Here is a 25773-nt window from a genome sequence, read left to right on the forward strand (position 1 = left end):
TCTATAAAACAATGTGTTTCATCGAAAAACCTAACACCCTCTTTTTCCTACAAAAAAAAACATTAAATTTATATTGATTATTTTTCAAATAAAATTGATTTTTTAAGAAATAAAACACGCATTAAACCAAATAAAATAAATTATGCATTTTTTTTAACATAATTTATTGAACAATACTCAAAATCACAAAGACACCCCAAAGTCTACCCAAATTAACCTGCTCACGTTGTATTTAAGGACACTCTGCTTAATAGATTAAAATAGACTTTATGATGAAAAAACTACTTTTTTCAGGATGTATTTTTCTTTCTTTTTTTTATGGATTTAGTCAATCTGATGATTGCGGTAATATTGCTAGCGCTGAATTGATTGTAAACACCACATGCAATACACAAAATTGGAACAATACAAGCAACACAGACAACTCATGGAATTACAATGGTGCTAGTTGCGGAGAAAACCCAAGAGACGATGCTTGGGGTTGGTTTGATGCCATCAGTACATCTACAACCATTACGTACAACCCAATACAAAACGGCAACGTAATTTTAACGCTTTTTGAAGGAGCTTGCAATACAAATATGTCCCCAGTTTCATGTGCAAATGATAATGGAAGCTCTAACGCCAACAATGAGGAAACTATAACCTACAACACAACTGTTGGCCAACGCTACAGAGTACGCATTCAGCGAGCTGGCGGAAACGGAAGTATGAACGGAACTATTTGTGTTTTTGATTCTTCAGTTGCGTCATTGCCAAATGACAACCCATGCAACGCAACAAACCTAAATGTTAACACTGGATGCATATACACTAGTTTTACCAATGCAGGCGCAACAAATAGCTCTGGAATTCCGGCTCCTGGCTGCGCAAACTATTCTGGTGGTGATGTTTGGTTTTCAGTTATTGTTCGTACAAGCGGAGCTATTATCATAGATTCCAACTCAGGAAGTCTTACAGATAGTGGAATGGCTGTTTACTCTGGAGGAACATGTTCTAGTTTAACCTTAATTGAATGCGATGATGATGATAGTGATAATGGATTAATGTCTTCAATTGATTTAACAGGAAGAACGCCTGGCGAAACCTTATATATCCGTTTTTGGGAATATGGAAATGATGACCAAGGCACTTTTAGCATTTGTGTCTCTGAACCACCTGCTCCACCAATTAATGACGATTGTTCAGGAGCTATTCCTTTATCATCTAATTCTATATGTAACTACTCATTTTACACCAATGAAGCTGCTACAGCTAGCACTGGAGCTCCTGCTCCTGGTTGTGCAAGCTATTCTGGTGGTGATGTTTGGTTTTCAGTAGTAATAGGCTCTACTGGAGAAGTAACTATAGACACACAATCTGCAGCTTTAACTGATAGTGGAATTGCAGCTTACTCTGGAACATGCGGATCCTTATCTTTAATTGAATGTGATGATGATGATAGCGCTAATGCCTTAATGTCTTCAATAACTTTAACCGGTAGAACTCCAGGTGAAACCATTTATATTCGTTTTTGGGAATATGGAAACTACAACCAAGGCACCTTTGGAATATGTGCTACCTCACCAACACCTCCTGATGTATATGGTGTATACTTGCCTTGCCCTGGAGAACCTAGCCAACCTTTAACATCAACGATAGGTTGTCAAGGCTCTTTGAGTATTGGCAACACCATCAATGGAAACCTAAATGCTGCTACTGACAATGTTGCTTTACAACCTATAATTTTTATATCCAGTTCTGACCCTTGTCAATTTGATACTACTGACACTGCAAATTATACATCTGTTAATTTCACTGTTGACACATCTGGAGTTTACACTTTTGCAGCTGAAACTCCTACTCCGTATTTTGACGCTATGGGATATATTTATGAAACAGCGTCTGGTTTTACTCCCGGAACTTGTTCTGCAGGATATATTGCTGGTGATGATGATGATGGCCCTAATTTAGACCCTTTAATCACAGCAAACCTAACTACCGGAGTAACATACACATTGGTAACAACTATATTTGATTTTAGTAGCACCACACACACTGGACCTTTTACATGGAACGTTTCAGGCCCACCTAGAGACATAGATTGGTATACTACTGCAACTGGAGGTTCTCCTATTGGCTCTGGATCTTCTTTTGACCCTGTCGGAGTTACTGGCTCTCCTTTATCAAATACCAATACACCAGGGATTTACTCTTTTTGGGGCGCATGCCCTGACTCGCCAGGAACCAGATTTCAAGCAGACTACATTATTGGTAAAGTATGGAACGGTTCTGTAGATACTAACTGGTATAACGATAACAACTGGGTACCTACAGGTATTCCAACGGCTTCAGACTGTGTAATTATTCCTGATGTTGCAACTAGTAATAATAGGTCTCCTATAGCTGACTATGCTATTTTTACACCTCCAACACCTCCGTCACCCGCATTAGGAAGAAATTTAACAATACTTGCTAATGGCTTTTTAGAGATTGAAAACAACAGTGTAATTGAAATCACTGATTGGGTAAATGTAGACAATGACGGTTTCTTTCTTTTACGTGATAGCGCAAGCTTAATTCAAGACCCCACAGAAACTATAAATAATAACATTGGTGAAATTTCTGCACAGCGAAGTGTAAACAACCTTGATGATCCTTATGACTACATTTATTGGTCATCTCCTGTAGAAAGTTTTGATGTTGAAAATATTTCCCCTAACACAAACCCTAACTTAATCTGGAAATGGCTTCCAACTCAAGCTACTGGAGGTGGTATTGGAAATCACGGAGACTGGAGACATCCAGCCCCTAATGAACTTATGAGTCTAGGCACAGGCTACATAGTTAGAAACCTAACAGGAACAACTCCTTATCCAGACACACCGGCTGTTCCCTATACAACAGCGGAGTTTACAGGTAGACCAAACAATGGCAATGTTAGCGTTAATATAACGCGAGGCACCCACACAACAGGAAACTATCAAGGCGATAATGGTGTTGCTAATGGCACTACTCCTCAAGATGATAATTGGAACCTAATAGGTAATCCATACCCTTCAGGGATTTCGTATACAGACTTCATTTCTGCTAATCCTTATATTGATGGCACTATTTATTTATGGACACATGAAAATACTCCTGCCGCAATTGCCAGCCCTTTTTATGAAGATTTTGTATACAATTACAGTGATGATTATATTGACAACAATTACACTGGGTCCAATCCTCCAGGCTTCAACGGCAGCATAGCTTCAGGGCAAGCTTTCTTTGTTCTAATGCTTGACAATGCTTCAACATCAGAACAAGTTGTCTTCAATAACAGTATGAGAAATGCTACAATTCCTAATGATCAGTTCTACAGAGGTACCATTTCAGAATCAAGAAACACTATTGAGCGCCACAGACTTTGGCTAGACCTTGTGACTCCTAGCAATACAGCTGCTTCTATTTTAGTAGGTTATATTGATGGTGCCACAAATGACACTGACAGATTATATGACGGTTTTGAATTTGAAGGAAACCCAACAAGCTTTTACTCGCTTATTGGAGAAGACAAAATGTCTATTCAAGGAAGAACTTTACCTTTTACAGACACTGACCTTGTTCCTTTAGGCTTTAAAACCCCTGAAAGCGGCACTCATTCTATTGGCTTAAACACTTTAGACGGCTTGTTTCTTTCAACAAATCAAAACATATACCTTGAAGACACTTACTTAAACATTATTCATGATTTAAGAGTTTCTCCATATACTTTTAATATTGAAAATGGTACTCATAACAATCGCTTTATATTAAGATATACTAACAACTCATTATCTACTCATGAGTTTGATAGTAACACTGGATTTACTATATCAGCCCCAAACAGTAAGTATATCAAAGTAAAATCCGCAACAAGCAATATAAACTCTGTTATTGTATATGATTTATTAGGGCGCACATTAATAAACAAAAGTGAGATTAATTCATTAGAAACAACTATTGAAAACTTACCGTACTCTGATGGTGCTTATATTGTTCAAGCTACACTTAAAAATGGACTACAAAAAACTCAAAAAGTAGTTTTAAGACAATAACTAATAATAACTAACAAAAGTATAAAAAGGCCTCGTTTTTAAATAATCGAGGTCTTTTTCATTTACATAAGCCTCACGCTCAAAAGAGATATTTTTATACGCAGCATACATATTCTTATATTGAACTAATCTTATAAAAAACTCAATTAGATACAATAAATAAAACGGAATAATCAACAGCTCCAACTGCTGCTTTAAATGAATTTTTTCATGATTTAAAAGCACGGCATCTTTCTTCAAAGCTTTATACTTTAAAAACACAAAGGGATAAATTGTAATTCCCACATAACCTTTTGGCACTATATATTTTGAAACCAATATCATCGTCTTGAAACTTCAAAAATCAATCCAAATTACATTATCTTTGTTAGATTATGAAAAAAATCATTCCTATTGAAGAAGGAGATTATTACTTAACTCCTGAAGGCTATCGCTGTTTCACAGAGCAATACCACCTAAAACGAGGCTATTGCTGCGAAAGTGGATGCAGACACTGCCCATACGGATTCAATAAAAAACAATTAAAAAGAAACTAATGTCTACAACAACTAACATATCTTTTAAAGAACAAATACTACAAGGAATACCAAACACATTACCTAACACTAAACCTTATGAAGCTTCTATTAATCATGCACCTAAACGTAAGGAGATTCTTTCTGATGAAGAAAAAAAATTAGCACTTCAAAATGCGTTGCGCTATTTTGAACCACAACACCACGCAACACTTCTTCCTGAATTCAAAGAAGAATTAGAAACTTATGGACGCATTTACATGTATCGTTTTCGTCCAGATTACAAAATGTATGCACGCCCAATTGATGAATATCCTGCCAAATCAAAGCAAGCTGCAGCTATCATGTTAATGATTCAAAACAATTTGGATTATGCTGTTGCACAACATCCACATGAATTAATTACGTATGGTGGCAATGGCGCTGTGTTTTCTAACTGGGCGCAGTATTTATTAACCATGCAATATTTAGCAACCATGACAGATGAGCAAACGCTTGTTATGTACTCTGGTCATCCTATGGGTTTATTTCCATCGCATAAAAACGCGCCTCGTGTAGTTGTTACCAACGGCATGATGATTCCTAATTATTCCAAACCAGATGATTGGGAAAAATTCAACGCTCTTGGCGTTACACAATACGGACAAATGACAGCCGGAAGCTACATGTATATTGGACCTCAAGGCATTGTTCACGGCACAACAATTACCGTTTTAAACGGTTTTAGAAAAATAAAAAAATCACCTAAAGGGCACATTTTTGTTACCTCTGGTTTAGGCGGAATGTCTGGTGCGCAACCAAAAGCAGGTAACATTGCTGGCTGTATTACGATTTGTGCAGAAGTGAATCCTAAAATCACTCAAATTCGATTAGATCAAGGTTGGATTGATGAAAAAATCACCGATTTAGATGAATTAGTAGCACGAGTACAAAAAGCGCAAACAAACAAAGAAACAATATCAATAGCATACCTAGGAAATGTTGTTGAAGTCTGGGAAAAATTTGATGAATCTAATATTCATATCGATTTAGGAAGTGACCAAACCTCATTGCATAATCCTTGGGCTGGTGGTTATTATCCTGTTGGATTATCTTTTGAAGATGCTAACGACATGATGGCAAATAATCCAGATTTATTCAAGACTAAAGTTCAAGAAAGTTTACGTCGTCATGCAACTGCTATTAACAAACACACAAAGAAAGGTACTTATTTCTTTGATTACGGAAATGCCTTCTTGCTCGAAGCTTCTCGTGCTGGTGCTGATGTTATGTCTGAAAACCCAACTATAGGTCGTGAATTTAAGTATCCAAGTTACGTGCAAGATATTATGGGACCAATGTGTTTTGATTATGGATTTGGGCCATTCCGTTGGGTTTGCACTTCGGGTAAACCAGAAGATCTAGCAAAAACAGATGCTATTGCTTGTGAAGTTTTAGAAGAAATCATGAAAAACTCACCTGAAGAAATCCAACAGCAAATGGCTGACAATATTCAGTGGATTAAAGGTGCTCAAGAAAATAAATTAGTAGTAGGCTCACAAGCCAGAATTCTTTATGCAGATGCTGAAGGTCGAATGAAAATCGCTAAAGCATTCAACGATGCCATTGCAAAAGGCGAAATAGGTTACGTTGTTCTAGGTCGTGATCACCATGATGTATCAGGTACAGATTCACCTTATCGTGAAACCAGTAATATTTACGATGGTTCTCGTTTCACTTCAGATATGGCTATACACAATGTTATAGGAGATAGCTTCAGAGGAGCCACTTGGGTAAGTATCCACAATGGTGGTGGCGTTGGCTGGGGAGAAGTTATAAATGGTGGATTTGGTATGGTTCTTGATGGTACTAATGAAGCAGAAACACGCTTAAAATCAATGCTTTTCTGGGATGTAAACAATGGTATTTCCAGAAGAAGTTGGGCAAGAAATGAAGGTGCTGTTTTTGCTATAAAACGCGCTATGGAACAAGAACCTAATCTAAAAGTTACGGTTCCTAATTTTGTAGATGAGAAACTATTGGAATAACAATAAAAAAAAAGAACTATGAAAAAGCTACTAAAATTATCACCTGTTTTAATTCTCGCTATTCTATTATCTTCTTGTAGTTCAGTTAGGGTTGCAGCTGACTATGACAAAGAAGTAAATTTCAATCAATATAAATCCTTTGCTTTTTTTAAGCCCGGGATTGATAAGGCTGAAATTAGTGATTTAGATAAAAGAAGAATTTTAAGAGCTATTGAAGCCGAGTTACTAGCCAAAGGAATGACAAAATCTGAAACTCCTGATATGTTAGTTAGTATATTCACTAAAGAACGAGAACAAGTAAATGTATACAATAACGGCTTTGGCCCATACGGTTATGGTTGGGGATGGAGCCCTTGGTATTGGAATAACTTTAACTCTGTTTCAACCAATACTGAAGGCATTCTATACATAGATCTTATTGATGCCAAAAGAAAAGAACTAGTATGGCAAGGTCAAGGAGTTGGATATCTCACACATAATATGAAAGAGAAAGATGAACGCATTAAAGAGTTTGTTTTTAAAATACTAGAAAAATATCCTCCTGAAGAAAAAGAATAATTACTTATAAAAAAAGCGACTCAAATGAGTCGCTTTTTTTGTGATTGTTATATCAACAATTACTTTTTATTTTTTTCCTCTAAAGACGTTAAATAAGTCTTGTATTGATCTGGAGTAAGAATACCTTTAATCTTATCATTTAAACGACTTAAAATCTCTGCTTTATATTTTTGAATAGCTTCAATATCGCTCTTTTCATTTAATGCTTTTATATTTTCTTCAGCATCTACCAAAGCTCTAAAAACACCACTTTGTTGCTCTCCTGTAAGAACAACCAACTCATGGATTTCATATGTTTTCTGTTTTGCAATCGCTTCAGGAGTTCTTTGAGTAGTTCTTGATGCTTGAGCACTAGAGAATTGCATCCCTAAAAAAAACATTGCTATAAAGCTAAAAAGTGATATATACTTTTTCATAATAATTTTATATTAATATTTACATGTTGATTAAAGGCTAAATATACAAAATATATCTATAGTTTTTTAAATAAAAATAAAAAGCGACATAAAATGCCGCTTTTGTAGTAAACGTAATTCGATATTACTGTTCTGTAGAGTTGTCATCTACTTTAATTTTTGTATCTCCATCTGACTTTTCTTTAATTTTCACCTCTTTTTCTTCGGTTTCCATTTTAATTTTAGTCTTATCTCCTTTTTCTTTTACTTTAACATCTGCACCTTCTTCTTGCATTTCTTCAATAAGTTCTTCTTTTTCGGTTTTTTTATCATCTCTACAAGAAGTAAAAGCTACTGTTACTAAAGTAAATATGGCTACTATATAAATTAATCGTTTCATGATTTCTAATTTTTAAAGGTTAATAATACTCTAAACTATAAAACATATTAATCAAAAAACTAGTTTTGTTAAATTATCAGCTGTTTTTTAACACAAAAATACAGATATTCGTAAATTTTAATATTTCAATAACACTTCTATTTTAGCTTTCAACTTTTCTGTTGAAGGAATCATGGTCTGCTCTAATGTTGAATTCAATGGAATTGCAGGCATATTTTCACTACCAATTGTCATTACTGGTGCATCTAAATATTTAAAGCATTCTTCCTGAATTTTCCCAGATAATGCTCTTGCAAAACTGTTGTTACTTGGCTCTTCAGTTACCACTAAACACTTACCTGTTTTCTTAACCGACTTCATTATCGTTGCTTTATCTAGAGGATACAATGTTCTTAAATCGATAACTTCTATTTGGTCTTTTAAACCCAATTCTTCTGAAGCATTCATTGCCCAATGCACACCCATCCCATAGGTTACAATCGTGCAGGTTTCTACATCGTCTTGCTTCCAAATTTCTTGTAATACCCAAGCTTTTCCAAAAGGCAATACGTAGTCTTCAGCAGGTTCTACAGAAGTTGCGCCTTGCGTGCCTGGAACCTTAGACCAATACAAACCTTTATGCTCAAAAATAACTACTGGATTAGGATCGTGATATGCGGATTTCATTAAGCCTTTTAAATCAGCACCATTACTTGGGTAAGCAATTTTTACACCTCTAATGTTAGTGACTACACTTTCTACAGAAGATGAATGGTATGGTCCACCACTACCATAAGCACCAATTGGCACACGCAAAATCATACTTACAGGCCATTTTCCGTTACTTAAATAACAGCTACGGCTCACTTCGGTAAATAATTGATTGAGTCCTGGCCAAATATAATCAGCAAACTGAACCTCAACAATAGGTTTTAATCCAACCGCACTCATACCAACCGTAGAACCCACGATAAAAGCTTCTTGAATTGGTGTATTAAAAACGCGGTCGTCACCAAATTTCTGTGCTAATGTCGCGGCTTCTCTAAATACACCACCAAGTCGTCCACCAACATCTTGTCCGTAAAGCAAACACTCTGGATGCTTGCGCATTAATTCTTCCACAGCGAATAAGGCACAATCTACCATCACTACTTTTTCTGCACCTTCTGGCGAACGCTCGCCTTTCTCTTCGGTAATTGGTGTTGGTGCAAAATCGTGCGTAAATAAATCTTCTGGTGTTGGGTCTTCTGCTTTTAAGGCTTTTTGAAATGCTTTTTCGACTTCACTTTCGATTTCGGATTCGATTTCAATAAGTTCCTTTTGAGTGAAACCATTGTCTAACATTTGCTGTTTTAAAACAGGATATGGATCACGAGATTTAGCTTCTTCCAAATCATCACGATACCATTCCATACGAACACCAGACGTATGATGATTTAATAACGGCACTTTAGCGTGTACTAAAAACGGACGACGTTCTTCTCGGATGGTTTTTATAACTTTTTCTAGAGCTTCATAGCTTTCAATAAAGTTAGCACCATCAATAGAAATGGCTTCTAATCCGTGAAAACCTTTTGCATATTCTGCAGCATTTTGAGCTCTGGTTTCGGCTTCATTGGCTGAAATATCCCAACCATTGTCTTGCACCAAATATAGAATTGGCATTTGCTTTAACGCTGCCATTTGAAAGGCTTCTGCAATTTCACCTTCGGTAACTGATGCGTCGCCTAAACTACAAACCGTAATTGGATTTAATTGCGATTCTTTGCTATCATTTTGAACAACATTTGAATTTTGAAGTCCTTGCTTTTCCAAATATTGCATTCCCATCGCGACACCAGTTGCAGGAATGGCTTGCATACCTGTAGCAGAAGACTGATGTGGAATTTTTGGCTTGTCCGCATCTTTTAAACTTGGATGTGAATAATAGGTTCTTCCACCAGAAAATGGATCGTCTTTTTTAGCTAACACCTGAAGCATTAAATCGTAAGGCGTCATGCCAAAAGCTAACAACATTGCATCGTCTCTATAATACGGAAATGCATAATCTTGAGGTAACAATTGCATTCCTAAAGCGGTCTGAATGGCTTCGTGACCACGTGATGTAGCGTGCACGTATTTTGAAACTACTTTGAAGTTGGCTTCATACAATTCTGCCATTGTTTTGGCGGTTACTAAATTGGTAAACCCTTTTTTTAATATGTCTTTATTCATTGTTTTCTGAACTTATTTCTGCGTTAGGGATTACAGCGGCATCCTTTTTTGCCATTAAAAGCAAAAAAGATATAGCGTAAAGCCCGACCCTTGTGGTAACGCCCAAATTATTTTAAGCTAGCTCTTCTTCAACCTTTATCATCCAGTTGAATTTATCTTCAATTTTTCCTGTTTTTATGGCATTTAGCGTGTCGTTAACCTCTAATCCTACCGGACTTTCGTCAGAGACGTGAATGTCGCCATTTTCTGTGCCAATGCTCTGAATGTAAGCAATACCAACGGCTGTTCCTGTTCCGAAAGCTTCCTCTAAAAGGCCTTTTTCTGATGCTTCACGGATTTCGGTAAGCGTGATTGGACGCTCAATAACTTCAAAACCTTTATCTTTTAAAATAGCGATAACACTCATTCTGGTAATGCCATCGAGAATGGCGCCATCGCGACGTGGTGTGATGAATTTTCCATCAATTTTGAAGAAAATATTCATTGTTCCAACCTCTTGAATGTACTCGTGCTCAACAGCATCTAACCACAATACTTGATCGTAGCCTTTTGCTTTTGCCAATTCCGTTGGACGAATTGCTGCTGCGTAATTTCCAGCCGCTTTTGCTTCGCCTGTACCACCATCTACGGCACGAACGAATTTCTTTTCAGCCCACAATTTTATGCGCTTGCTAAAAAACGGACCTGCTGGTGATGCCATAATGATAAACTTGTAACTTGTGGCTGCACGCATTCCAATAAAAGCTTCATCGGCATACATAAACGGACGTAAGTACAATGCACTACCATCTTGTGGTGGAATCCACGCTTTGTCCATAGCTACAAGCTGTTTTAAACCTTCTACAAACAACTCTTCTGGAACATTTGGCATTCCCATTCTGTCTGCACTAAAGTTTAAACGCGCTGCATTTTTATCGGCACGAAATAGCATTGGTGTTCCGTCTTCATCTACATTAGCTTTCATTCCTTCGAAAATGGCTTGTCCGTAATGCAACGCCATTGCTGCTGGATGCGTTGGAATTAAAGCTAAAGGTTCTATTCTTGGGTTTTGCCATTCGCCATCTTTATAATCGCAGATAAACATATGATCTGTGAAAGAGGTTCCTAATGGTATGTTGTTGAAGTCGATAGTATCGACTTTTGATTTTTCTACTTTTTGAATGGATATATTATGTTTCATAATTACACATTTTTTTGAGGGTTAAAAAACACCCCTAAAGTCCCCTCAAGGGGACAGTTCAAAAAATTATATTTTTCTATTGGTATCAAATTGCTCTAAATAATCGGCAACTCTTCGCACAAAGCTTCCACCTAGGAAACCATCAACGACACGATGATCGAAAGACAGTGATAAGTACATCATACTTCTAATAGCGATTTCATCGCCTTTTTCAGTTTCAATGACTTCGGCTCGCTTTTTAATAATTCCTAATGCTAAAATGGCAACTTCCGGTTGGTTAATAATCGGTGTTCCCATTACGCTACCAAACGTCCCAACGTTAGAAATAGTGAACGTGCTTCCTTTGATATCGTCGCCACTCAACTTGTTTTCTCTTGCTTTTCCAGCGAGCTCGTTTACGTTTTCGGCTAACGCTTTTAAGTCTTTAGTGTCAGCGTTTTTAACGACTGGCACAATTAAATTTCCACTTGGTAATGCTGTTGCCATACCAATATTGATGTCTTCTTTTACGATGATATTATTACCATCAACAGACGCATTGATATTTGGAAAATCCTTGACCGCTTTAGCTACTGCTTCTACAAACAATGGTGTAAAGGTTAGTTTTTCGCCATATTTTTCCTGAAAAATAACTTTATTTTCATTTCGCCAGTTTACCATATTGGTTAAGTCGGCTTCAACATATGCTGTTACGTGTGGTGACGTGTGTTTGGAATACACCATATGATCGGCAATCATTTGACGCATACGATCCATTTCTACAATCTTTCCTTTGCCTTTATCGAACGTTAATTGCGGAATGCGATAAGCTGTTGGATCTTCAACCACTGGCTGCGCAAACTTATAAGGTCTGCCATCTTCGATATAATTAAAGACATCGCTTTTTCTTAATCGTCCTTCGTTTCCGGTTGCTGGTATTCTTGCAAGTTCTTCAAAACTAATGTGATGTTCCTTTGCAATGGAAATGATTAATGGTGAGAAGAACTTTGAATTCGAAGTTGAAGCTGAAGTTGAAACCGAATGAGATTCCTTGTTAATACTAGATGCTATTGAAGGACTCTTTTTGGTCTTCTTTTTTGATGTCTCGACTGCGCTCGACGTGACATCATTTTTCGATTTCGGTTTCGATTTCGATTTTTCTATTTCTAGAAGAGCGATAACCTCACCAACTTTTACCACATCTTTTGCTTGGTATTTGGTTTCTAGCAACGTTCCTGCTGCTGGTGCAGGCACTTCGTTATCTACCTTATCTGTGGCTACTTCTAATATGATATCGCCTTCATCAAAAGAATCGCCTTCATTGATTAACCAATTAATGATGGTTCCTTCTGTGATACTCTCGCCCATTTTGGGCATTTTTAGTTCATAACTTCCTGCGAAAGCAGGAATCTCTTTATCTTCCATTTCTAAACTTATTTAAGTTTAAATTCCAATTTATACTTATGTCCATCCAACTTGGATTCATCTCTTCAATTAAGTCTATTTTCCAGTCTCTTTTCCATTTTTTCATCCTTCTTTCTCTAATTATGGCTTCTTCAACACTAATACATTCTTCAAAATATACTAGCTTATCACAATTATATTTTGCTGTAAAAGATTCTGGTCTGACCTTTAACTTATGTTCTTTCACTCGTTCTTCTATATCGTCAGTAATTCCAATATAAATTACTCCATTTGGCTTATTAGCCATCATGTAAACATACCAAACTTTCATTCCTTTTTGTTATGATATTCCTGCCTACGCAGGAAATATTCCCTTAAGGTGTCATAAGCACCTTCTTGGATTTTCATATTTTCTGGAACTTCGCGTAATGGCTCAACGGCTTTTAGACTGTTATGACAATCTTTCGGTAACTGCTGATATAACTGCGTCCCTTTAGTTTTCCAAGCAATCATCTCATCGCTTACCTGCTTGATGACTTTTACTGGATTACCAACCACTAAACTACGTGGTGGAATTTTAGTTTCGGCCTTAACAAATGCCATGGCTCCAACGATACTTTCATCTCCAATTTCGGCATCATCCATAATTACGGTATTCATACCAATGAGGCAATTACGACCCAAATTGGCTCCGTGAATGATGGCTCCATGACCAACGTGCGCACTTTCTTTTAAGGTAATAGATTTACCCGGAAACATATGCACTGTACAGTTCTCTTGCACATTAACACCATCCTCTAAAATGATTTGTCCCCAATCTCCACGAATGGCAGCACCTGGACCGATGTAACAGTTTTTGCCAATGATGACATTACCTGTGACTGCTGCCAACGGATGCACGAAACTACTTTCGTGTACGACTGGTGTGTATCCTTGGAATGCGTAAATCACTATTTAAATCGTTTTAATGTTTCTTTTGTAAAATCACTTAATACCAAGCGACCACTAATAGCTGCTCTTTCGGCTAGAAGCGTGTCCCAATCTTCGGTACCTTGCCAGAAGATTTTCTTCATTTCTTTCATTGCTTCTGGATTGTAGCTACAAAGATTTTCGGCAAAGGTTTTTATGGCTTTGTCTAAAGCTTCTGTAGTATCAAAAACCTGCGTAAATAAGCCTTTTTGTTTTGCCCATTCTGCTGGATAAAACGTATTGGCATCTATTGCGATTTGTGACATTCCGCTTAAACCTAACTTACGTTCTACGGCTGGACCAACCACAAACGGACCGATACCAACGTTTAGTTCACTTAACTTTATGGCTGCAAATTTTGTTGCCATACAATAATCGGTTGCCGACGCAACTCCTACTCCACCACCAACGGTTTTTCCTTGCACGCGACCAATGATAAATTTTGGACATTTACGCATTGCATTAATCACGTTAGCAAATCCTGAAAAGAAGACTTTTCCTGTGGCTTCATCATTGATATTGATAAGCTCGTTAAAACTTGCTCCTGCACAAAATGTTCTATCGCCTCCACTTTTAAGAACGATGACTTTGATATCGTCATTATTGCCAGCATCGGTGATAGTCTGTGCTAGTTCAGCCAGAATATTTCCTGGTAATGAATTATGCGCAGGATGAAAAAATTCGATGTATCCTACTTGGTTTTCTATGGTTTGTTTTACGTATGGTTGTTGTTCTGACATAATTATATTAATCCAAATTGTTCAAAATGATGATTTAAATGTTTTCTTTCGAGTAAGTAAGATTCGTAACGATTCAACTCGCCAAATACTAAATTCTTCAATTTAGCATCTGGATTTTCCTTGAAAAACTCGATATATTTTTTGCGTTGTTCCTTAAACTTCTCAATCGCTGTTTCTAAATCTTGATGTTTTAAATCGTCTAGCGTGTCTTTTTCTAACTGTGGAAATTGAGAGTTTTGTGGAAACTTTCTATAGTTATACAAGCTTGCGTGCACCTTGTCTAAAATCTTTTCTGGTGTGGCAATTTCAAAATCTTGAATTTCGGCAGACGCAATTTTATAAGTGTATTCTAAATGCTCAATCATATGTTGAGGTGTCATAATTCCCCATTTTGGTTTGGCGTCTGCTTTTAACTTTGATAAGCATTCGTTGATTTTTTCTTCGGTCATTTCAACAAATGTTTCTTGCTTTTTCTGAACCATTGTTAAAATAGTAGCCACTGCAACCAACGGACTGTCTTTGTCTGTTTTTTGGCTTTCTGGTCGGTTTTCAAAATTAGCATCAAAAACCTCAACGTGCCATTTTACAATACCACTTGGATGCTCGGTTGATGACACATCTCGATCCACTTTTTCTTTACAGGTTAAACGCACATAAATGGTATCATTGTGGTATAATGGTCTTAAAAATCGGATAGAATCCAAACCGTAATTTGCTGCGACAGGTCCTTTATTAGGATACACAAACAATCCAGCTGCCGCCGAAATTATAAAATAACCGTGCGCTGTTCGTTTTTCAAAAATACTTCCGTCTAAAGAGGTAATATCGGTATGCGCGTAAAAATGGTCCCAAGTTAAATTGGCAAAATTCTGAATATCAGTATCCGTAAGTGTACGCTTATGCGTTTTTAAGGACATTCCTGGTTGAATATCTTCCCAATGGTACTTAAACGGATGATCTTCGGCTTCCTTATATTTTGCATTTTGCTGATAAATGCCAGTAATTTCAGTAATTGTTGATGGTGTTCCTTGAATCGCTGTTCGTTGCAAATAGTGTTTAATACCACGCATTCCACCCATTTCTTCTCCACCTCCAGCACGTCCTGGACCTCCGTGAACCAAGTAAGGCAACGGCGAACCGTGACCTGTACTTTGTTTTGCCATTTCGCGATTAATCACCAAAATTCTTCCGTGATGACTTGCTGCATTTACAACATAATCGGTTGCAATGTTATCATCGTAAGTTGCAATAGAAGACACTAACGATCCTTTACCCATTTGCGCTAATTGCACAGCTTCGTCCATTGACTTGTAAGGCATAATTGTACTTACTGGTCCAAACGCTTCGCGCTCGTGAACAACATTATTCTGGAAAGGATTATCAGTTCTAAACACCACAGGACTTATAAACGCACCTTTATTGGCATCTACTCCAATAGTTTCGATATTATCGAGATTGCCATAAACCATTTCAGCTTCTTTGCTGATATCTGCAATAGAACTTTTAACGGCTTCAACTTGTTGTTTGCTTACCAATGAGCCCATTCGCACTTCCTTAAGTCTTGGGTCTCCAATGGTTACTTTATCGAGTTCTTTTGCTAATGCAATTTGAACATCTTCAACTAAATTTTCAGGAACAATAATGCGTCGGATGGCAGTACATTTTTGTCCTGCTTTTACGGTCATTTCCTTTCGAACTTCCTTAACAAACAAATTGAATTCTGGTGTTCCAGGAACTGCATCTTCCCCTAAAATAGAAGCGTTAAGTGAATCGGCTTCCATAGTGAAAGGCACAGATTCTTCAATTAATCTTGGATGCGCTTTTAATAAACGACCTGTTGCTGCCGAACCTGTAAAGGTTACGACATCTTGAGACTCAACGGTATCTAAAACAGTTTTTACGGTTCCGTTTATGATTTGAAGTGCGCCTTCTGGTAAAATACCCGAATTGATAATTTCTCTCGCTACAGCTTCTGCCAAATAAGATGATGATGGTGCTGGTAAAACCACTGCTGGCACACCTGCCATCCAGTTGACAGCACATTTTTCTAACATTCCCCAAACCGGGAAATTAAATGCGTTGATATGTACCGCAACACCTTTTTTTGGCACCATTATATGATGTGCCATAAAGCGTCCACCACGAGACAAATCGATTGGGTCGCCTTCTACGTGAAACGGTTTGTTTGGAAACAATTTTCGTAATGATGCATTGGCAAACAGGTTACCAAAACCACCTTCAATATCAATCCAACTATCTACACGCGTTGCGCCAGTTCTGTAACTTAAATCGTAAAATTGTTCTTTGCGTTTTGTAAGGTAAAGTGCTAATTTTTTGAGCATATTACCTCGTTCTTGAAAGGTCATTTTACGAAGCACTTCACCTCCTTTTGTGCGTCCGTAGTTAAGAACTTCAGGAATATCTAATCCTTCAACAGCCCAATTTGTGAAGTGTTCGCCTGTTATGGCGTCGTAAATTGGTGCTCCTTCTTCTTTTCCTGTAGTCCATTGTCCTTGGACGTAGTGTTGAATTTTATTCATCTTAATGCCCACGAAAGTGGGTATCTATTTAAATTAAACTTTTTTTTGTTTTGACGTTACCTAAAGGTCGGGCTTTCCGTTATATCTTTTTTACTTGTTCTCGATACATCCCGACCTTTATTGTCGGGACACTCGAACTGACGTAAAAAAGGATGCCACTTCAATCCCTAACGCACTTACTTGCTATGTTTATTTATCAAATTTCTTTTATCTCTTACTATGAGATTCCTGCCTACGCAGGAATTACTATACATTTATTAATCACTGACCATCTCTGGCTGGTGCGTTAGTGATTGAGGCTTTGTTGAAGCTCTTTTTTGTTTTTCTCAAAAAAAGCGACTGCCGAAAGCGTGACCCTTGTGGTAACGCCCAAATTATTTTACATATCTACACGTTCAATAACCGCTGCATACCCTTGACCAACACCAATACACATAGTTACCAATGCATATTTTTTATTTTGTTCGTGCAATTCTAAAGCTGCCGAATACGCAACTCTAGCTCCAGTAACACCAAGCGGATGGCCAATTGCAATTGCGCCTCCGTTTGGGTTAATTCTTGGGTCGTTATCTTCTAATCCCCAAGCGCGAATGCACGCCAAAGCTTGTGCTGCAAAGGCTTCGTTAAGCTCGATGATATCAATATCGTCCATAGTTAAACCTGCTTTTTCTAATGCTTTATTAGAGGCTTCAACGGGACCAATTCCCATAATTCTTGGCTCTACTCCAACCACTGCAGAACTTACAATTCTTGCTAATGGTTTTAAATTGTATTTTTTTACTGCATCTTCACTTGCAATAATAGTTGCTGCAGCTCCATCGTTTAATCCAGAAGAATTTCCAGCAGTTACGCTTCCTCCTTCTTTTTTAAAGGCTGGTCGTAATTTGGCTAAAATCTCTTTTGATGTTGTTGGTTTTACAAATTCGTCTTTTACAAAAACAATTGGGTCTTTTTTGCGTTGTGGAATTTCGACAGGTAGAATCTCTTTTTCTAATCGTCCGTTTTCTTGAGCTTGCGACGCTTTCATCTGACTCCAGTATGCGAATGCATCTTGGTCTTCTCGCGAGATATTATATTTCTCGACAAGGTTTTCGGCTGTCATTCCCATTCCGTCTGTGCCATACATTTCGTGCATTTTTGGGTTTACAAACCTCCATCCGAATGTAGAATCGTAAAGTTTTGAATCGCCTCCAAAAGCGCTTGATGGTTTTGCCATAACGTATGGTCCGCGTGTCATATTCTCAACACCTCCAGAAATGAATACATCGCCATCGCCTGCTTTTATCGCTCTGTTGGCGTGAATAATTGCTGACAAACCTGAACTACACAGTCTATTCACGGTTTCTCCTGGAACTGCAAATGGCAATCCTGCTAAAAGTGACGCCATTCTTGCCACGTTACGATTATCTTCTCCGGCTTGGTTAGCACAACCCAGAATAACATCGTCGTATGCTTCTTTTGGGATATTTGGGTTTCGTTTTACTATTTCTTTGATTACTAAAGCTGCTAAATCGTCTGTTCTCACAGCCGATAATGTGCCTTTGTAATTTCCTATTGGTGTTCTTATGCCGTCTATTATGTATGCTTCCATATTATTTTGAAATCGAAGCCGAAATCGAAATTGAAGTCGAACTTCTTACTTTTTATTTTTCTCTATTCTTTTTTAGATCCTGAATCAAGTTCAGGATGACAAGTCTTTTTTACTCCCAATCTTTTTGAGTGCGATAAACAACACCTTTAAAAAGTGCTACCAGTTCATCTCCTCGTTTTACTTCTATAATATTGAATCCGAGTTTATTTTTTACGTTTTCTATCACAGATTCTGCCACTAAATAATCTCCTTCATTTAATGCTTCAATATGATTGATACTAGTTTCTATGGACACAGCAAATTTTCCGTGTGTATTTGTCGCAAAACCAAAAGCTGTATCTGCTAATGCATAACTGATTCCTCCATGTGCTTTTCCCATACTATTAAGCATTTCCTTGCGAACCGTCATTGCCACGCGACAACGACCGATTTCGCATTCTAAAATTTCGATGCCTAGCCAACTGCTAAATGCATCTTGACTTAACATTTTATGTGGAATTTGTTCTCCTTGCATTAAAAGAATGTTTTATTTTCTTTATTCATTTTACGCAACAACGGACTGCAACGGTAACGGTCTTCGTGGTACTCGTTGTATAATTCATCTAGTTTGGTTACACACCAATCAATGCCTTTTTCATCTGCCCAAGCTAATAATCCTTTTGGGTAATTAACACCTTTAGTCATTGCGTTGTCTATATCTTCTGCTGATGCGATGTTTAGAAACAAAGCGTCTGCTGCTTCGTTGATTAACATTACTAGAACACGGTCGAAAATAGTTTGTGCTAATTCACTATCTTCTTTCGGTTCTTGCTTTACAGCACCTTCAGAATAATCATAGTAACCTTTTCCTGTTTTTCTTCCTAAATAACCTGCTTCACTTAAACGCTTTTGTGTGAAACTCGGTTTGTATCTTGGGTCGAAATAAAAGGCTGTAAATACGGTTTCCGTTACTGTGTAATTGACATCGTTACCAATGAAATCCATTAATTCGAATGGTCCCATTCTAAAACCTCCCAATGTTTTTAAACTATGGTCGATTGTTTCAAAATCAGCAATACCTTCTTCATAAATTCTTAAGGCTTCTCCATAAAATGGTCGCGCTACACGGTTTACGATAAAACCAGGTGTATCCTTTGCAACAGCTACTGTTTTTTTCCAACTTTTTATAGTTTCAACAGATTTGTCTAAAACCGCTTTTGAGGTTTGCACTGCTGGAATAACCTCAACCAATTTCATTAATGGTGCTGGGTTGAAAAAGTGAATTCCGATACAACGCTCCGGCTTTTGCAATGATGATGCTATGGATGCTATGGATAAACTCGATGTGTTTGATGCTATAATACAATCTTCCGCAACATAGCTTTCCAATTCTGAAAAAACCTTCTTTTTAATATCAATATTTTCGACGATAGCTTCAATCGTTAGGTTTGAATCTGCTAATGCTTTTAGACTATCGACGTACGTGATATTTGATTGAATTCTGTTTTTTTCTTCAGTATCTATTCGACCTTTTTCAATGAGTCTATTTAATATTTTTTCAAGGCTTGCTTTAGCTTTGTCTAAAGCCGCTTGGTTGGTATCGTATAATTTTACGGAACAACCTGCAGTTGCCGCTACTTGAGCGATACCGCTTCCCATTGTTCCTGAACCGATTATTCCTACGTTCATAATTAATATCGAATATTGAATGTTAAATACAGAATTTAGAAGTGTTGAATTTCTATTATCTGATAAACATCCATCTATTTATTTTTATTTTGCGATGTTCGAATACTCGATACAAAAATCGCAATGAGTTCTTTATTTTCTTTTAAAAGTTGTTCTAACTTTTGTAAATCTGAAATCAGGTTTGCACCTTTTTGAATTTTTAAATTCACTAAAGACTCTCTCAATTCTTTCAAACATTTTTTCATCTTATGAAGAAAATCTCGAGAAGATTCTGCGCTTTGTGCTTCGCAATAATTAAGTGCTGAAGCCGTTGCCGAACGAATTAACTGTTTCGACAAATGTTGTGATGCAAAATTACCATCAATCTTTCCACATATAATAATAACATCAACCGAAAACTGAATTAATCTTTCTTCTATGTCATATTTATAATTTTTCATAAATACTTCTTTATTCAACATTCTTCGGTTAACTATTCGTTATTCTTTATTTTCCTTTAAAAGTTGGTTTACGTTTTTCTACAAAAGCTGAAACGCCTTCTTCGTAATCTTTAGTTTGAGCTGCTTCGATTTGTAATTTTGATTCTAATGCTAACTGCTCCTCCAAATTATTGGTTAAAGATTGATTAAACGCTTCCTTTATTTTCCCTAAAGCTAATGTTGGCATATTAGCGAGTTTCAAGGCTAGTTTGTTTACTTCCTCTTCAAAACTTTCTAATGGTAATACTTTGTAAATCATCCCCATTTTTTCAGCTTCATCTGCAGACACTTTATCTCCTAACATCGCTAATGCTGATGCTTTTTGAAAACCTATTAAGCGAGGTAAAAAGAACGTTCCTGCACTATCTGGTATCAAACCTATTAAACTAAACGCTTGAATGAAACTTACTTTTTCGTGAGCCACAACGATATCACAAGCCAATGCAATGTTAGCTCCTGCTCCTGCTGCCACACCATTTATCGCACCAATGATTGGTTTTTTAATGTTTCTAATTCTGGTGATGATTGGGTTGTAATGTTCCTCTAGAATTTTCTTGAATCCTGGGTTTAGTTCCGGACTTGTCACTTCTTTTAAGTCTTGACCTGCGCAAAATGCTTTTCCGTTTCCGGTTAGCACGATTGCTCTTACTTCTGAATTACTTTCGCAATCGTCAAAAACTTGCTGTAGGTTTAATGCCATTTCACGGTTGAAGCTGTTAAAAACTTCTGGTCGATTTAGTGAGATGTAGGCTATGTTGTTTTCTATTTTAAGCTGAATGCTTTCCATATTTTTTTCTTTTATTTTGGATTCCGCATCAAGTGCGGAATGACAAATCACTTCAAACATTTAAAATAATCAAATGGCTCTTGACAATCGTTACACTGAAATTGTGCTTTGCAAGCCGTTGAACCAAATTGACTTATCATTTTTGTATTTGTGCTTCCGCATTGCGGACATTTTACTAATTGTTTTCCTTCCAGCAACACGGACTTATCGGCTTCTTCATCTAATGGTGCTGCGATACCATAATCTTCGAGTGCTTTTCTGCCTCTTGGTGTAATCCAATCGGTTGTCCAAGCTGGATGTAAAATCAAATCTACTTCAGCTTTATAACCTGCTTTTTGCATTGCGCGTTTGATATCGTCTCCGATAACATCCATTGCAGGACAGCCACTGTAAGTTGGTGTGATTTCGATTTTTACAATATCATTTTCGATAACAGCAGAACGCACAACTCCCATATCCATAATGGATAACACTGGGATTTCTGGATCTGAAATAGACTCCAGAACCTTTACCAGTTTTGGGTTGATATGTTGGTCTGTTGTTGTCATGTTTTAAAAGAGATTCCTGCCTTCGCAGGAATTTGTTACCATTCCATATTTGGATAGGTACGTTGCATATATTGTAAATCGGCTAGCAAGTAACCCATATGTTCGGTATGAATGCCTTGCTTTCCTCCTTTTTGAAAATATTTGCTTTCTGGAACGCTTAACGTTGCTTCTTCTAAAACTTCATTTACTTCTTCGTAATAAGCGTCTTTTAATTTAGTGACATCTACTCCAACGCCTTCAGCAACCATAGCTTTATCAGCTTCGGTTTGATGAAATAATTCATCGGTATACGTCCATAAATCATTTATTGCGGTTTGTACACGATTATGACTTTCTTCAGTTCCGTCTCCTAGTCGCTTGATCCAATCAGATGAGAAACGCTTATGATAACTCACTTCCTTGATGGATTTTTTTGCAATTGCAGACAGATTTAAATCGGTACTTTTTTCTAATTCGGTTAGCATTAAAAAATGATATACATCGAATAAGAATTGTCTTGCCATTGTGTACCCGAAATCGGTATTTGGCTGTTCTACCAATAAAACATTGAAGTATTCGCGTTCTTTACGAAGCATCGCGATATCATCTTCAGTTCTGCCGTCTCCAGCTATCTTTGCTGCATATTGATAATAACTACGTACTTGTCCTAATAAATCCAGTGACATATTAGTGCACGCAATATCGGTTTCTAAACTTGGTCCGTGACCGCAAAGCTCTCCTAATCTCTGACCGAGAATTAGGCTGTTATCTGCGATTCCTAGGATGTAGTTGTATAGGTTTTTCATACAAAATCGAAACTGAAATCGAAATTGAAATCGATTTAGCTATATTTTTTTATTAGTGTTACTACTATTCTAATGAGCTCATCATTTTCTCTTACAATTTGCTCAACATTATCTCTAATTAACAAATCAGATTTTAATTGAATGTTAATGTTACGCTGTGATTCTCTTAACTCTTTAAGTGTTAACCTAAGTTTATTGATCTTATCCTTATTTGTACCTGCTCCCTCAAACTCTCCAAAATTAAGCGCAGAAGAACAGGCTGACCGAATAAGTTGTTTAGCTAGATAATCGCCTGCATATGAAATAGGTTTATTACTGAAAACTAAAACTATTGAAGCTGCAAAATTTTCGAATCGACTATCTAAATTGTAGTTACTCATAAAATCTATACTATTTATGTTTTTCTAATTCTTCGAATTCGGCTTCAACTTCATTTTCGTTTTCATCCTACATATGTTTTACGTCGTCTGGTAAATCATAAAATGTTGGATGACGATACACCTTGTCTTGTGCTGGTTCAAATAATTCGCCATTATGCTCTGGGTTTGATGCTGTAATATGCTTACTTTCCACAACCCAAATGCTTACGCCTTCGTTACGTCTTGTGTAAACGTCTCTTGCATTTTCTAAAGCCATTTCTGCATCTGCTGCGTGAAGACTTCCGAAATGACGATGTTCTAATCCGTTTTTACTTCTTACGAAAACCTCCCAAAGTGGCCAGTTCTTTTTATTAGACATTAGATATTAGATGTTAGATGTTAGACTTTATCAGAGTACTTTTATCATTTCTCATTTCTCGAGTCTAACCTTCTGATTATACTACTTGTTTGTTTTTTCTTTCTTGTTGTTTTTCTGCGTGAGCCATAGCTGCGTCTCTAACCCATTCGCCACGTTCCCAAGCACCAACTCTAGCTTTCATTCTTGCTTTGTTCATTGGTCCGTGACCTTTTACAACTTGCCAGAATTCATCCCAATCAATTTCTCCGAAATCATAACTTTGACGCTCTTCGTTCCATTTTAAATCTGGGTCTGGAATTGTTAATCCTAAAATATCAGCTTGTGGCACGGTTTGGTCAATAAACTGCTGACGTAACTCGTCATTGGTTTTTCGCTTCAATTTCCATTTCATTGATTGTTCGGTGTGAACTGACATATCATCAGTTGGACCTAACATCATTAAACTTGGCCACCACCAACGGTTAAGTGCATCTTGCGCCATTTCTTTTTGTTCTGGTGTTCCATTACAAAGCTTTAGCATAATTTCGTAACCTTGACGCTGATGAAAACTTTCTTCCTTACACACGCGCACCATTGCTCTTGCATAAGGTCCAAAAGAGGTGCTACAAAGTGGCACTTGATTGATAATGGCTGCACCATCTACCAACCAACCGATAGCTCCCATATCTGCCCAAGTCACAGTTGGGTAATTGAATATGGAAGAATATTTTGCTTTACCAGAATGCAATTGCTCGTATAACTCGTCTCGCGAGATTCCTAATGTTTCACAAGCACTATATAGATATAATCCGTGACCAGCTTCGTCTTGCACTTTTGCCAATAAGGCTACTTTACGACGTAAGGATGGCGCACGAGTAATCCAGTTACCTTCTGGTAACATTCCTACAATTTCGGAATGTGCGTGCTGACTGATTTGCCTAATATGCGTTTGACGATATTTTTCTGGCATCCAGTCTTTAGGTTCAATTTTTTCATCGCGAGCAATACGCGCTTCAAATTGCTCTTCTAGGTTTTTTATTTGTTCTTCACTCATAATTTAGTATTTAGTGAATAGTTTTAATGTTTAGTGGATTCCGCATCAAGTGCGGAATGACAAATTTTATTTATACGTCGAAATCAACCACCACTTTTTTAGTAGTTGGAACGGCTTGACAGCTTAACACATAGTTTTGTGCGACTTCATCTTCTTCTAATGCGTAGTTGATTTTCATTTCAACTTCGCCTTCCATTACTTGACACTTACAGGTACTGCAAACGCCTCCTTTGCATGCAAATGGTAAATCTGCTCCGGCAGTTAAAGCACCATCTAGAATATTATCATCGTCTTGCTGCATTGTGAAACGAAATTCTTTTCCGCCATCGATAATAACAACTTCGACACCATCAATTTTTTGTTCTGATAAACGCTCAACACGTTTTTTATCTTCTTCGGTGAGGCCTTTTACAAATAATTCGAAATGAATTAAATCTTTGGGTAAACCGGCTTCAGCCAGATAATTACTCACGTAATTGACCATATCTTCTGGTCCGCACAAAAACACTTCGCTTGTATCTGGAATATCAATAAATGTCTTGGTGAGCACTTTCATTTTTTCATCATCAAAACGACCATTGAACAACTCAATATCTCGCTTTTCTTTGGTTAGGAAATAATAGATTTCCAAACGACCGAAATAGGTGTTTCTTAACTGCTCTAACTCTTCCTTAAAGATAATGGATTTTGCTGTTCTATTGACATAAAACAACTTACAAGTTGCCTTTGGCTCTGCTGCCAAATGTGCTTTAATCATTGAAAGAATTGGCGTAACACCACTTCCTGCTGCAAAAAACAAGTAGTTTTTAGCATTATCAGCATTACAATCTACACCAAATGTTCCGCTAGGTGCCATAACATCTAGCTCGTCTCCTACTTTTAAAGTGCTATTGACAAAGGCTGAAAACTTCCCTCCTGGAATTTCTTTGACTGCCACTTTCCATTCGTTATCAAATGGACTAGAACACAACGAATATGAGCGACGTACATCTTCGCCATTAATTAATGCCTTAAGCGTTAAATGTTGCCCTTGCGAGAATTTAAATTCGTCTTGCAATGCTTCAGGAATATCAAAAGTTACAACTGATGTATCTTTTGTTTCCTTGTAAATATCTTTTATTCTTAATTTATGAAAATCTGCCATCAACAGTAATTATCTATTCTAAATTGTTAGTAATCTTAAACC

25 protein-coding genes are annotated in these 25773 nt (G+C 37.2%); 4 read left to right on the forward strand and 21 right to left on the reverse strand.

Annotated features, from left to right (window positions below; all coding sequences use genetic code 11):
• Positions 1-269 precede the first annotated feature (269 nt).
• Positions 270-4058 (forward strand): T9SS sorting signal type C domain-containing protein, encoded by a 3789-nt coding sequence (locus ACN5J3_RS11240; protein WP_418511807.1) that lies wholly within the window; start codon positions 270-272, stop codon positions 4056-4058.
• Here the strand turns inward: ACN5J3_RS11240 and ACN5J3_RS11245 are convergent, their stop codons facing one another.
• Entirely contained in the window at positions 4059-4382 is a 324-nt protein-coding gene (locus ACN5J3_RS11245) for a hypothetical protein (protein WP_417289851.1), read from the reverse strand. It abuts the gene before it with no gap.
• Positions 4383-4432: 50 nt separating this feature from the next.
• On the opposite strand from ACN5J3_RS11245, the gene ACN5J3_RS11250 reads away from it, so the two are divergent.
• From ACN5J3_RS11250 to ACN5J3_RS11260, 3 genes are read left to right on the forward strand one after another with little or no spacing between them, the layout of a single operon-like run.
• Positions 4433-4594, forward strand: a complete 162-nt coding sequence (locus ACN5J3_RS11250) for a DUF5522 domain-containing protein (protein WP_161566758.1) — start codon at positions 4433-4435, stop codon at positions 4592-4594.
• Between the two features lie 17 nt (positions 4595-4611).
• The gene (locus tag ACN5J3_RS11255) at positions 4612-6600 is read left to right on the forward strand and encodes a urocanate hydratase (RefSeq protein ID WP_418511838.1); all 1989 of its coding nucleotides are present in this window, start codon (positions 4612-4614) and stop codon (positions 6598-6600) included.
• Positions 6601-6618: 18 nt separating this feature from the next.
• The gene (locus ACN5J3_RS11260; RefSeq protein WP_418511808.1) at positions 6619-7158 is read left to right on the forward strand and encodes a DUF4136 domain-containing protein; all 540 of its coding nucleotides are present in this window, start codon (positions 6619-6621) and stop codon (positions 7156-7158) included.
• A gap of 59 nt (positions 7159-7217) precedes the next feature.
• Here ACN5J3_RS11260 and ACN5J3_RS11265 read toward each other — a convergent pair whose 3' ends face one another.
• From ACN5J3_RS11265 to ACN5J3_RS11360, 20 genes are all read right to left on the reverse strand, one after another.
• Positions 7218-7574, reverse strand: a complete 357-nt coding sequence (locus ACN5J3_RS11265) for a hypothetical protein (RefSeq protein ID WP_417289854.1) — start codon at positions 7572-7574, stop codon at positions 7218-7220.
• Between the two features lie 124 nt (positions 7575-7698).
• A complete protein-coding gene (locus ACN5J3_RS11270; protein WP_417289855.1) occupies positions 7699-7953 on the reverse strand; it encodes a hypothetical protein in 255 nt (84 codons plus the stop codon).
• A gap of 117 nt (positions 7954-8070) precedes the next feature.
• Positions 8071-10146, reverse strand: coding sequence for an alpha-ketoacid dehydrogenase subunit alpha/beta (locus ACN5J3_RS11275; RefSeq protein ID WP_418511809.1), 2076 nt, complete (start codon positions 10144-10146; stop codon positions 8071-8073).
• 112 nt (positions 10147-10258) lie between these two features.
• A complete protein-coding gene (locus ACN5J3_RS11280) occupies positions 10259-11326 on the reverse strand; it encodes a branched-chain amino acid aminotransferase (protein WP_418511810.1) in 1068 nt (355 codons plus the stop codon).
• 66 nt (positions 11327-11392) lie between these two features.
• Positions 11393-12730, reverse strand: a complete 1338-nt coding sequence (locus ACN5J3_RS11285; RefSeq protein WP_418511811.1) for a dihydrolipoamide acetyltransferase family protein — start codon at positions 12728-12730, stop codon at positions 11393-11395.
• Positions 12720-13040 carry a GIY-YIG nuclease family protein gene (locus ACN5J3_RS11290; RefSeq protein WP_418511812.1) on the reverse strand — a complete coding sequence of 107 codons (321 nt, stop codon included), beginning with the start codon at positions 13038-13040 and terminating at the stop codon, positions 12720-12722. Before ACN5J3_RS11290 ends, ACN5J3_RS11285 begins: the two co-directional genes overlap by 11 nt.
• Complete coding sequence (locus ACN5J3_RS11295; RefSeq protein ID WP_418511813.1) at positions 13037-13660, reverse strand: transferase hexapeptide repeat family protein; 624 nt, start codon at positions 13658-13660, stop codon at positions 13037-13039. The genes ACN5J3_RS11290 and ACN5J3_RS11295 overlap by 4 nt, the downstream gene beginning before the upstream one ends.
• Positions 13660-14418 carry an enoyl-CoA hydratase/isomerase family protein gene (locus tag ACN5J3_RS11300; RefSeq protein ID WP_418511814.1) on the reverse strand — a complete coding sequence of 253 codons (759 nt, stop codon included), beginning with the start codon at positions 14416-14418 and terminating at the stop codon, positions 13660-13662. Before ACN5J3_RS11300 ends, ACN5J3_RS11295 begins: the two co-directional genes overlap by 1 nt.
• A 2-nt stretch (positions 14419-14420) precedes the next feature.
• Positions 14421-16958: a phenylacetic acid degradation bifunctional protein PaaZ gene (gene paaZ / locus ACN5J3_RS11305; RefSeq protein WP_418511815.1), complete on the reverse strand. Its 2538-nt coding sequence runs from the start codon at positions 16956-16958 to the stop codon at positions 14421-14423.
• Positions 16959-17337: 379 nt separating this feature from the next.
• Complete coding sequence (pcaF, locus tag ACN5J3_RS11310; RefSeq protein WP_418511816.1) at positions 17338-18549, reverse strand: 3-oxoadipyl-CoA thiolase; 1212 nt, start codon at positions 18547-18549, stop codon at positions 17338-17340.
• Between the two features lie 109 nt (positions 18550-18658).
• On the reverse strand, positions 18659-19063 hold the full coding sequence (locus ACN5J3_RS11315) for a hotdog fold thioesterase (RefSeq protein WP_418511817.1): 405 nt from the start codon (positions 19061-19063) through the stop codon (positions 18659-18661).
• Positions 19063-20217 (reverse strand): 3-hydroxyacyl-CoA dehydrogenase NAD-binding domain-containing protein, encoded by a 1155-nt coding sequence (locus tag ACN5J3_RS11320; RefSeq protein WP_418511818.1) that lies wholly within the window; start codon positions 20215-20217, stop codon positions 19063-19065. The genes ACN5J3_RS11315 and ACN5J3_RS11320 overlap by 1 nt, the downstream gene beginning before the upstream one ends.
• A 74-nt stretch (positions 20218-20291) precedes the next feature.
• Positions 20292-20657 (reverse strand): four helix bundle protein, encoded by a 366-nt coding sequence (locus ACN5J3_RS11325; protein ID WP_418511819.1) that lies wholly within the window; start codon positions 20655-20657, stop codon positions 20292-20294.
• A gap of 46 nt (positions 20658-20703) precedes the next feature.
• Positions 20704-21483 (reverse strand): enoyl-CoA hydratase-related protein, encoded by a 780-nt coding sequence (locus ACN5J3_RS11330; protein WP_418511820.1) that lies wholly within the window; start codon positions 21481-21483, stop codon positions 20704-20706.
• A 47-nt stretch (positions 21484-21530) separates the two neighbouring features.
• Positions 21531-22031: a 1,2-phenylacetyl-CoA epoxidase subunit PaaD gene (gene paaD / locus ACN5J3_RS11335; protein ID WP_418511821.1), complete on the reverse strand. Its 501-nt coding sequence runs from the start codon at positions 22029-22031 to the stop codon at positions 21531-21533.
• Positions 22032-22066: 35 nt separating this feature from the next.
• Positions 22067-22816 carry a 1,2-phenylacetyl-CoA epoxidase subunit PaaC gene (gene paaC, locus ACN5J3_RS11340; protein ID WP_418511822.1) on the reverse strand — a complete coding sequence of 250 codons (750 nt, stop codon included), beginning with the start codon at positions 22814-22816 and terminating at the stop codon, positions 22067-22069.
• A gap of 35 nt (positions 22817-22851) precedes the next feature.
• Entirely contained in the window at positions 22852-23196 is a 345-nt protein-coding gene (locus ACN5J3_RS11345) for a four helix bundle protein (protein WP_418509273.1), read from the reverse strand.
• 67 nt (positions 23197-23263) lie between these two features.
• Positions 23264-23554 (reverse strand): 1,2-phenylacetyl-CoA epoxidase subunit PaaB, encoded by a 291-nt coding sequence (paaB, locus tag ACN5J3_RS11350; protein WP_076620128.1) that lies wholly within the window; start codon positions 23552-23554, stop codon positions 23264-23266.
• A 76-nt stretch (positions 23555-23630) separates the two neighbouring features.
• Positions 23631-24587, reverse strand: a complete 957-nt coding sequence (paaA, locus tag ACN5J3_RS11355; protein WP_262733796.1) for a 1,2-phenylacetyl-CoA epoxidase subunit PaaA — start codon at positions 24585-24587, stop codon at positions 23631-23633.
• Positions 24588-24657: 70 nt separating this feature from the next.
• On the reverse strand, positions 24658-25731 hold the full coding sequence (locus tag ACN5J3_RS11360) for a 2Fe-2S iron-sulfur cluster-binding protein (RefSeq protein ID WP_418511823.1): 1074 nt from the start codon (positions 25729-25731) through the stop codon (positions 24658-24660).
• Positions 25732-25773 lie beyond the last annotated feature (42 nt).

Origin of the sequence: Corallibacter sp. (assembly GCF_048381695.1) — a bacterium.
Lineage (GTDB): Bacteria > Bacteroidota > Bacteroidia > Flavobacteriales > Flavobacteriaceae > Corallibacter > Corallibacter vietnamensis.

What these genes read in the sequence shown, in the direction of transcription:
- ACN5J3_RS11275 (WP_418511809.1), bottom strand. Translation starts at nt 10,146, where the DNA reads ATGAATAAAGACATATTAAAAAAAGGGTTTACCAATTTAGTAACCGCC.
- ACN5J3_RS11265 (WP_417289854.1), bottom strand. Translation starts at nt 7,574, where the DNA reads ATGAAAAAGTATATATCACTTTTTAGCTTTATAGCAATGTTTTTTTTA.
- paaD (WP_418511821.1), bottom strand. Translation starts at nt 22,031, where the DNA reads ATGACAACAACAGACCAACATATCAACCCAAAACTGGTAAAGGTTCTG.
- ACN5J3_RS11330 (WP_418511820.1), bottom strand. Translation starts at nt 21,483, where the DNA reads ATGGAAAGCATTCAGCTTAAAATAGAAAACAACATAGCCTACATCTCA.
- ACN5J3_RS11260 (WP_418511808.1), top strand. Translation starts at nt 6,619, where the DNA reads ATGAAAAAGCTACTAAAATTATCACCTGTTTTAATTCTCGCTATTCTA.
- ACN5J3_RS11245 (WP_417289851.1), bottom strand. Translation starts at nt 4,382, where the DNA reads ATGATATTGGTTTCAAAATATATAGTGCCAAAAGGTTATGTGGGAATT.
- ACN5J3_RS11285 (WP_418511811.1), bottom strand. Translation starts at nt 12,730, where the DNA reads ATGGAAGATAAAGAGATTCCTGCTTTCGCAGGAAGTTATGAACTAAAA.
- ACN5J3_RS11300 (WP_418511814.1), bottom strand. Translation starts at nt 14,418, where the DNA reads ATGTCAGAACAACAACCATACGTAAAACAAACCATAGAAAACCAAGTA.
- paaB (WP_076620128.1), bottom strand. Translation starts at nt 23,554, where the DNA reads ATGTCTAATAAAAAGAACTGGCCACTTTGGGAGGTTTTCGTAAGAAGT.
- pcaF (WP_418511816.1), bottom strand. Translation starts at nt 18,549, where the DNA reads ATGGAAGCATACATAATAGACGGCATAAGAACACCAATAGGAAATTAC.
- paaC (WP_418511822.1), bottom strand. Translation starts at nt 22,816, where the DNA reads ATGAAAAACCTATACAACTACATCCTAGGAATCGCAGATAACAGCCTA.
- ACN5J3_RS11250 (WP_161566758.1), top strand. Translation starts at nt 4,433, where the DNA reads ATGAAAAAAATCATTCCTATTGAAGAAGGAGATTATTACTTAACTCCT.
- ACN5J3_RS11315 (WP_418511817.1), bottom strand. Translation starts at nt 19,063, where the DNA reads ATGCAAGGAGAACAAATTCCACATAAAATGTTAAGTCAAGATGCATTT.
- ACN5J3_RS11360 (WP_418511823.1), bottom strand. Translation starts at nt 25,731, where the DNA reads ATGGCAGATTTTCATAAATTAAGAATAAAAGATATTTACAAGGAAACA.
- ACN5J3_RS11345 (WP_418509273.1), bottom strand. Translation starts at nt 23,196, where the DNA reads ATGAGTAACTACAATTTAGATAGTCGATTCGAAAATTTTGCAGCTTCA.
- paaZ (WP_418511815.1), bottom strand. Translation starts at nt 16,958, where the DNA reads ATGAATAAAATTCAACACTACGTCCAAGGACAATGGACTACAGGAAAA.
- ACN5J3_RS11290 (WP_418511812.1), bottom strand. Translation starts at nt 13,040, where the DNA reads ATGAAAGTTTGGTATGTTTACATGATGGCTAATAAGCCAAATGGAGTA.
- ACN5J3_RS11320 (WP_418511818.1), bottom strand. Translation starts at nt 20,217, where the DNA reads ATGAACGTAGGAATAATCGGTTCAGGAACAATGGGAAGCGGTATCGCT.
- ACN5J3_RS11325 (WP_418511819.1), bottom strand. Translation starts at nt 20,657, where the DNA reads ATGAAAAATTATAAATATGACATAGAAGAAAGATTAATTCAGTTTTCG.
- ACN5J3_RS11280 (WP_418511810.1), bottom strand. Translation starts at nt 11,326, where the DNA reads ATGAAACATAATATATCCATTCAAAAAGTAGAAAAATCAAAAGTCGAT.
- paaA (WP_262733796.1), bottom strand. Translation starts at nt 24,587, where the DNA reads ATGAGTGAAGAACAAATAAAAAACCTAGAAGAGCAATTTGAAGCGCGT.
- ACN5J3_RS11240 (WP_418511807.1), top strand. Translation starts at nt 270, where the DNA reads ATGATGAAAAAACTACTTTTTTCAGGATGTATTTTTCTTTCTTTTTTT.
- ACN5J3_RS11270 (WP_417289855.1), bottom strand. Translation starts at nt 7,953, where the DNA reads ATGAAACGATTAATTTATATAGTAGCCATATTTACTTTAGTAACAGTA.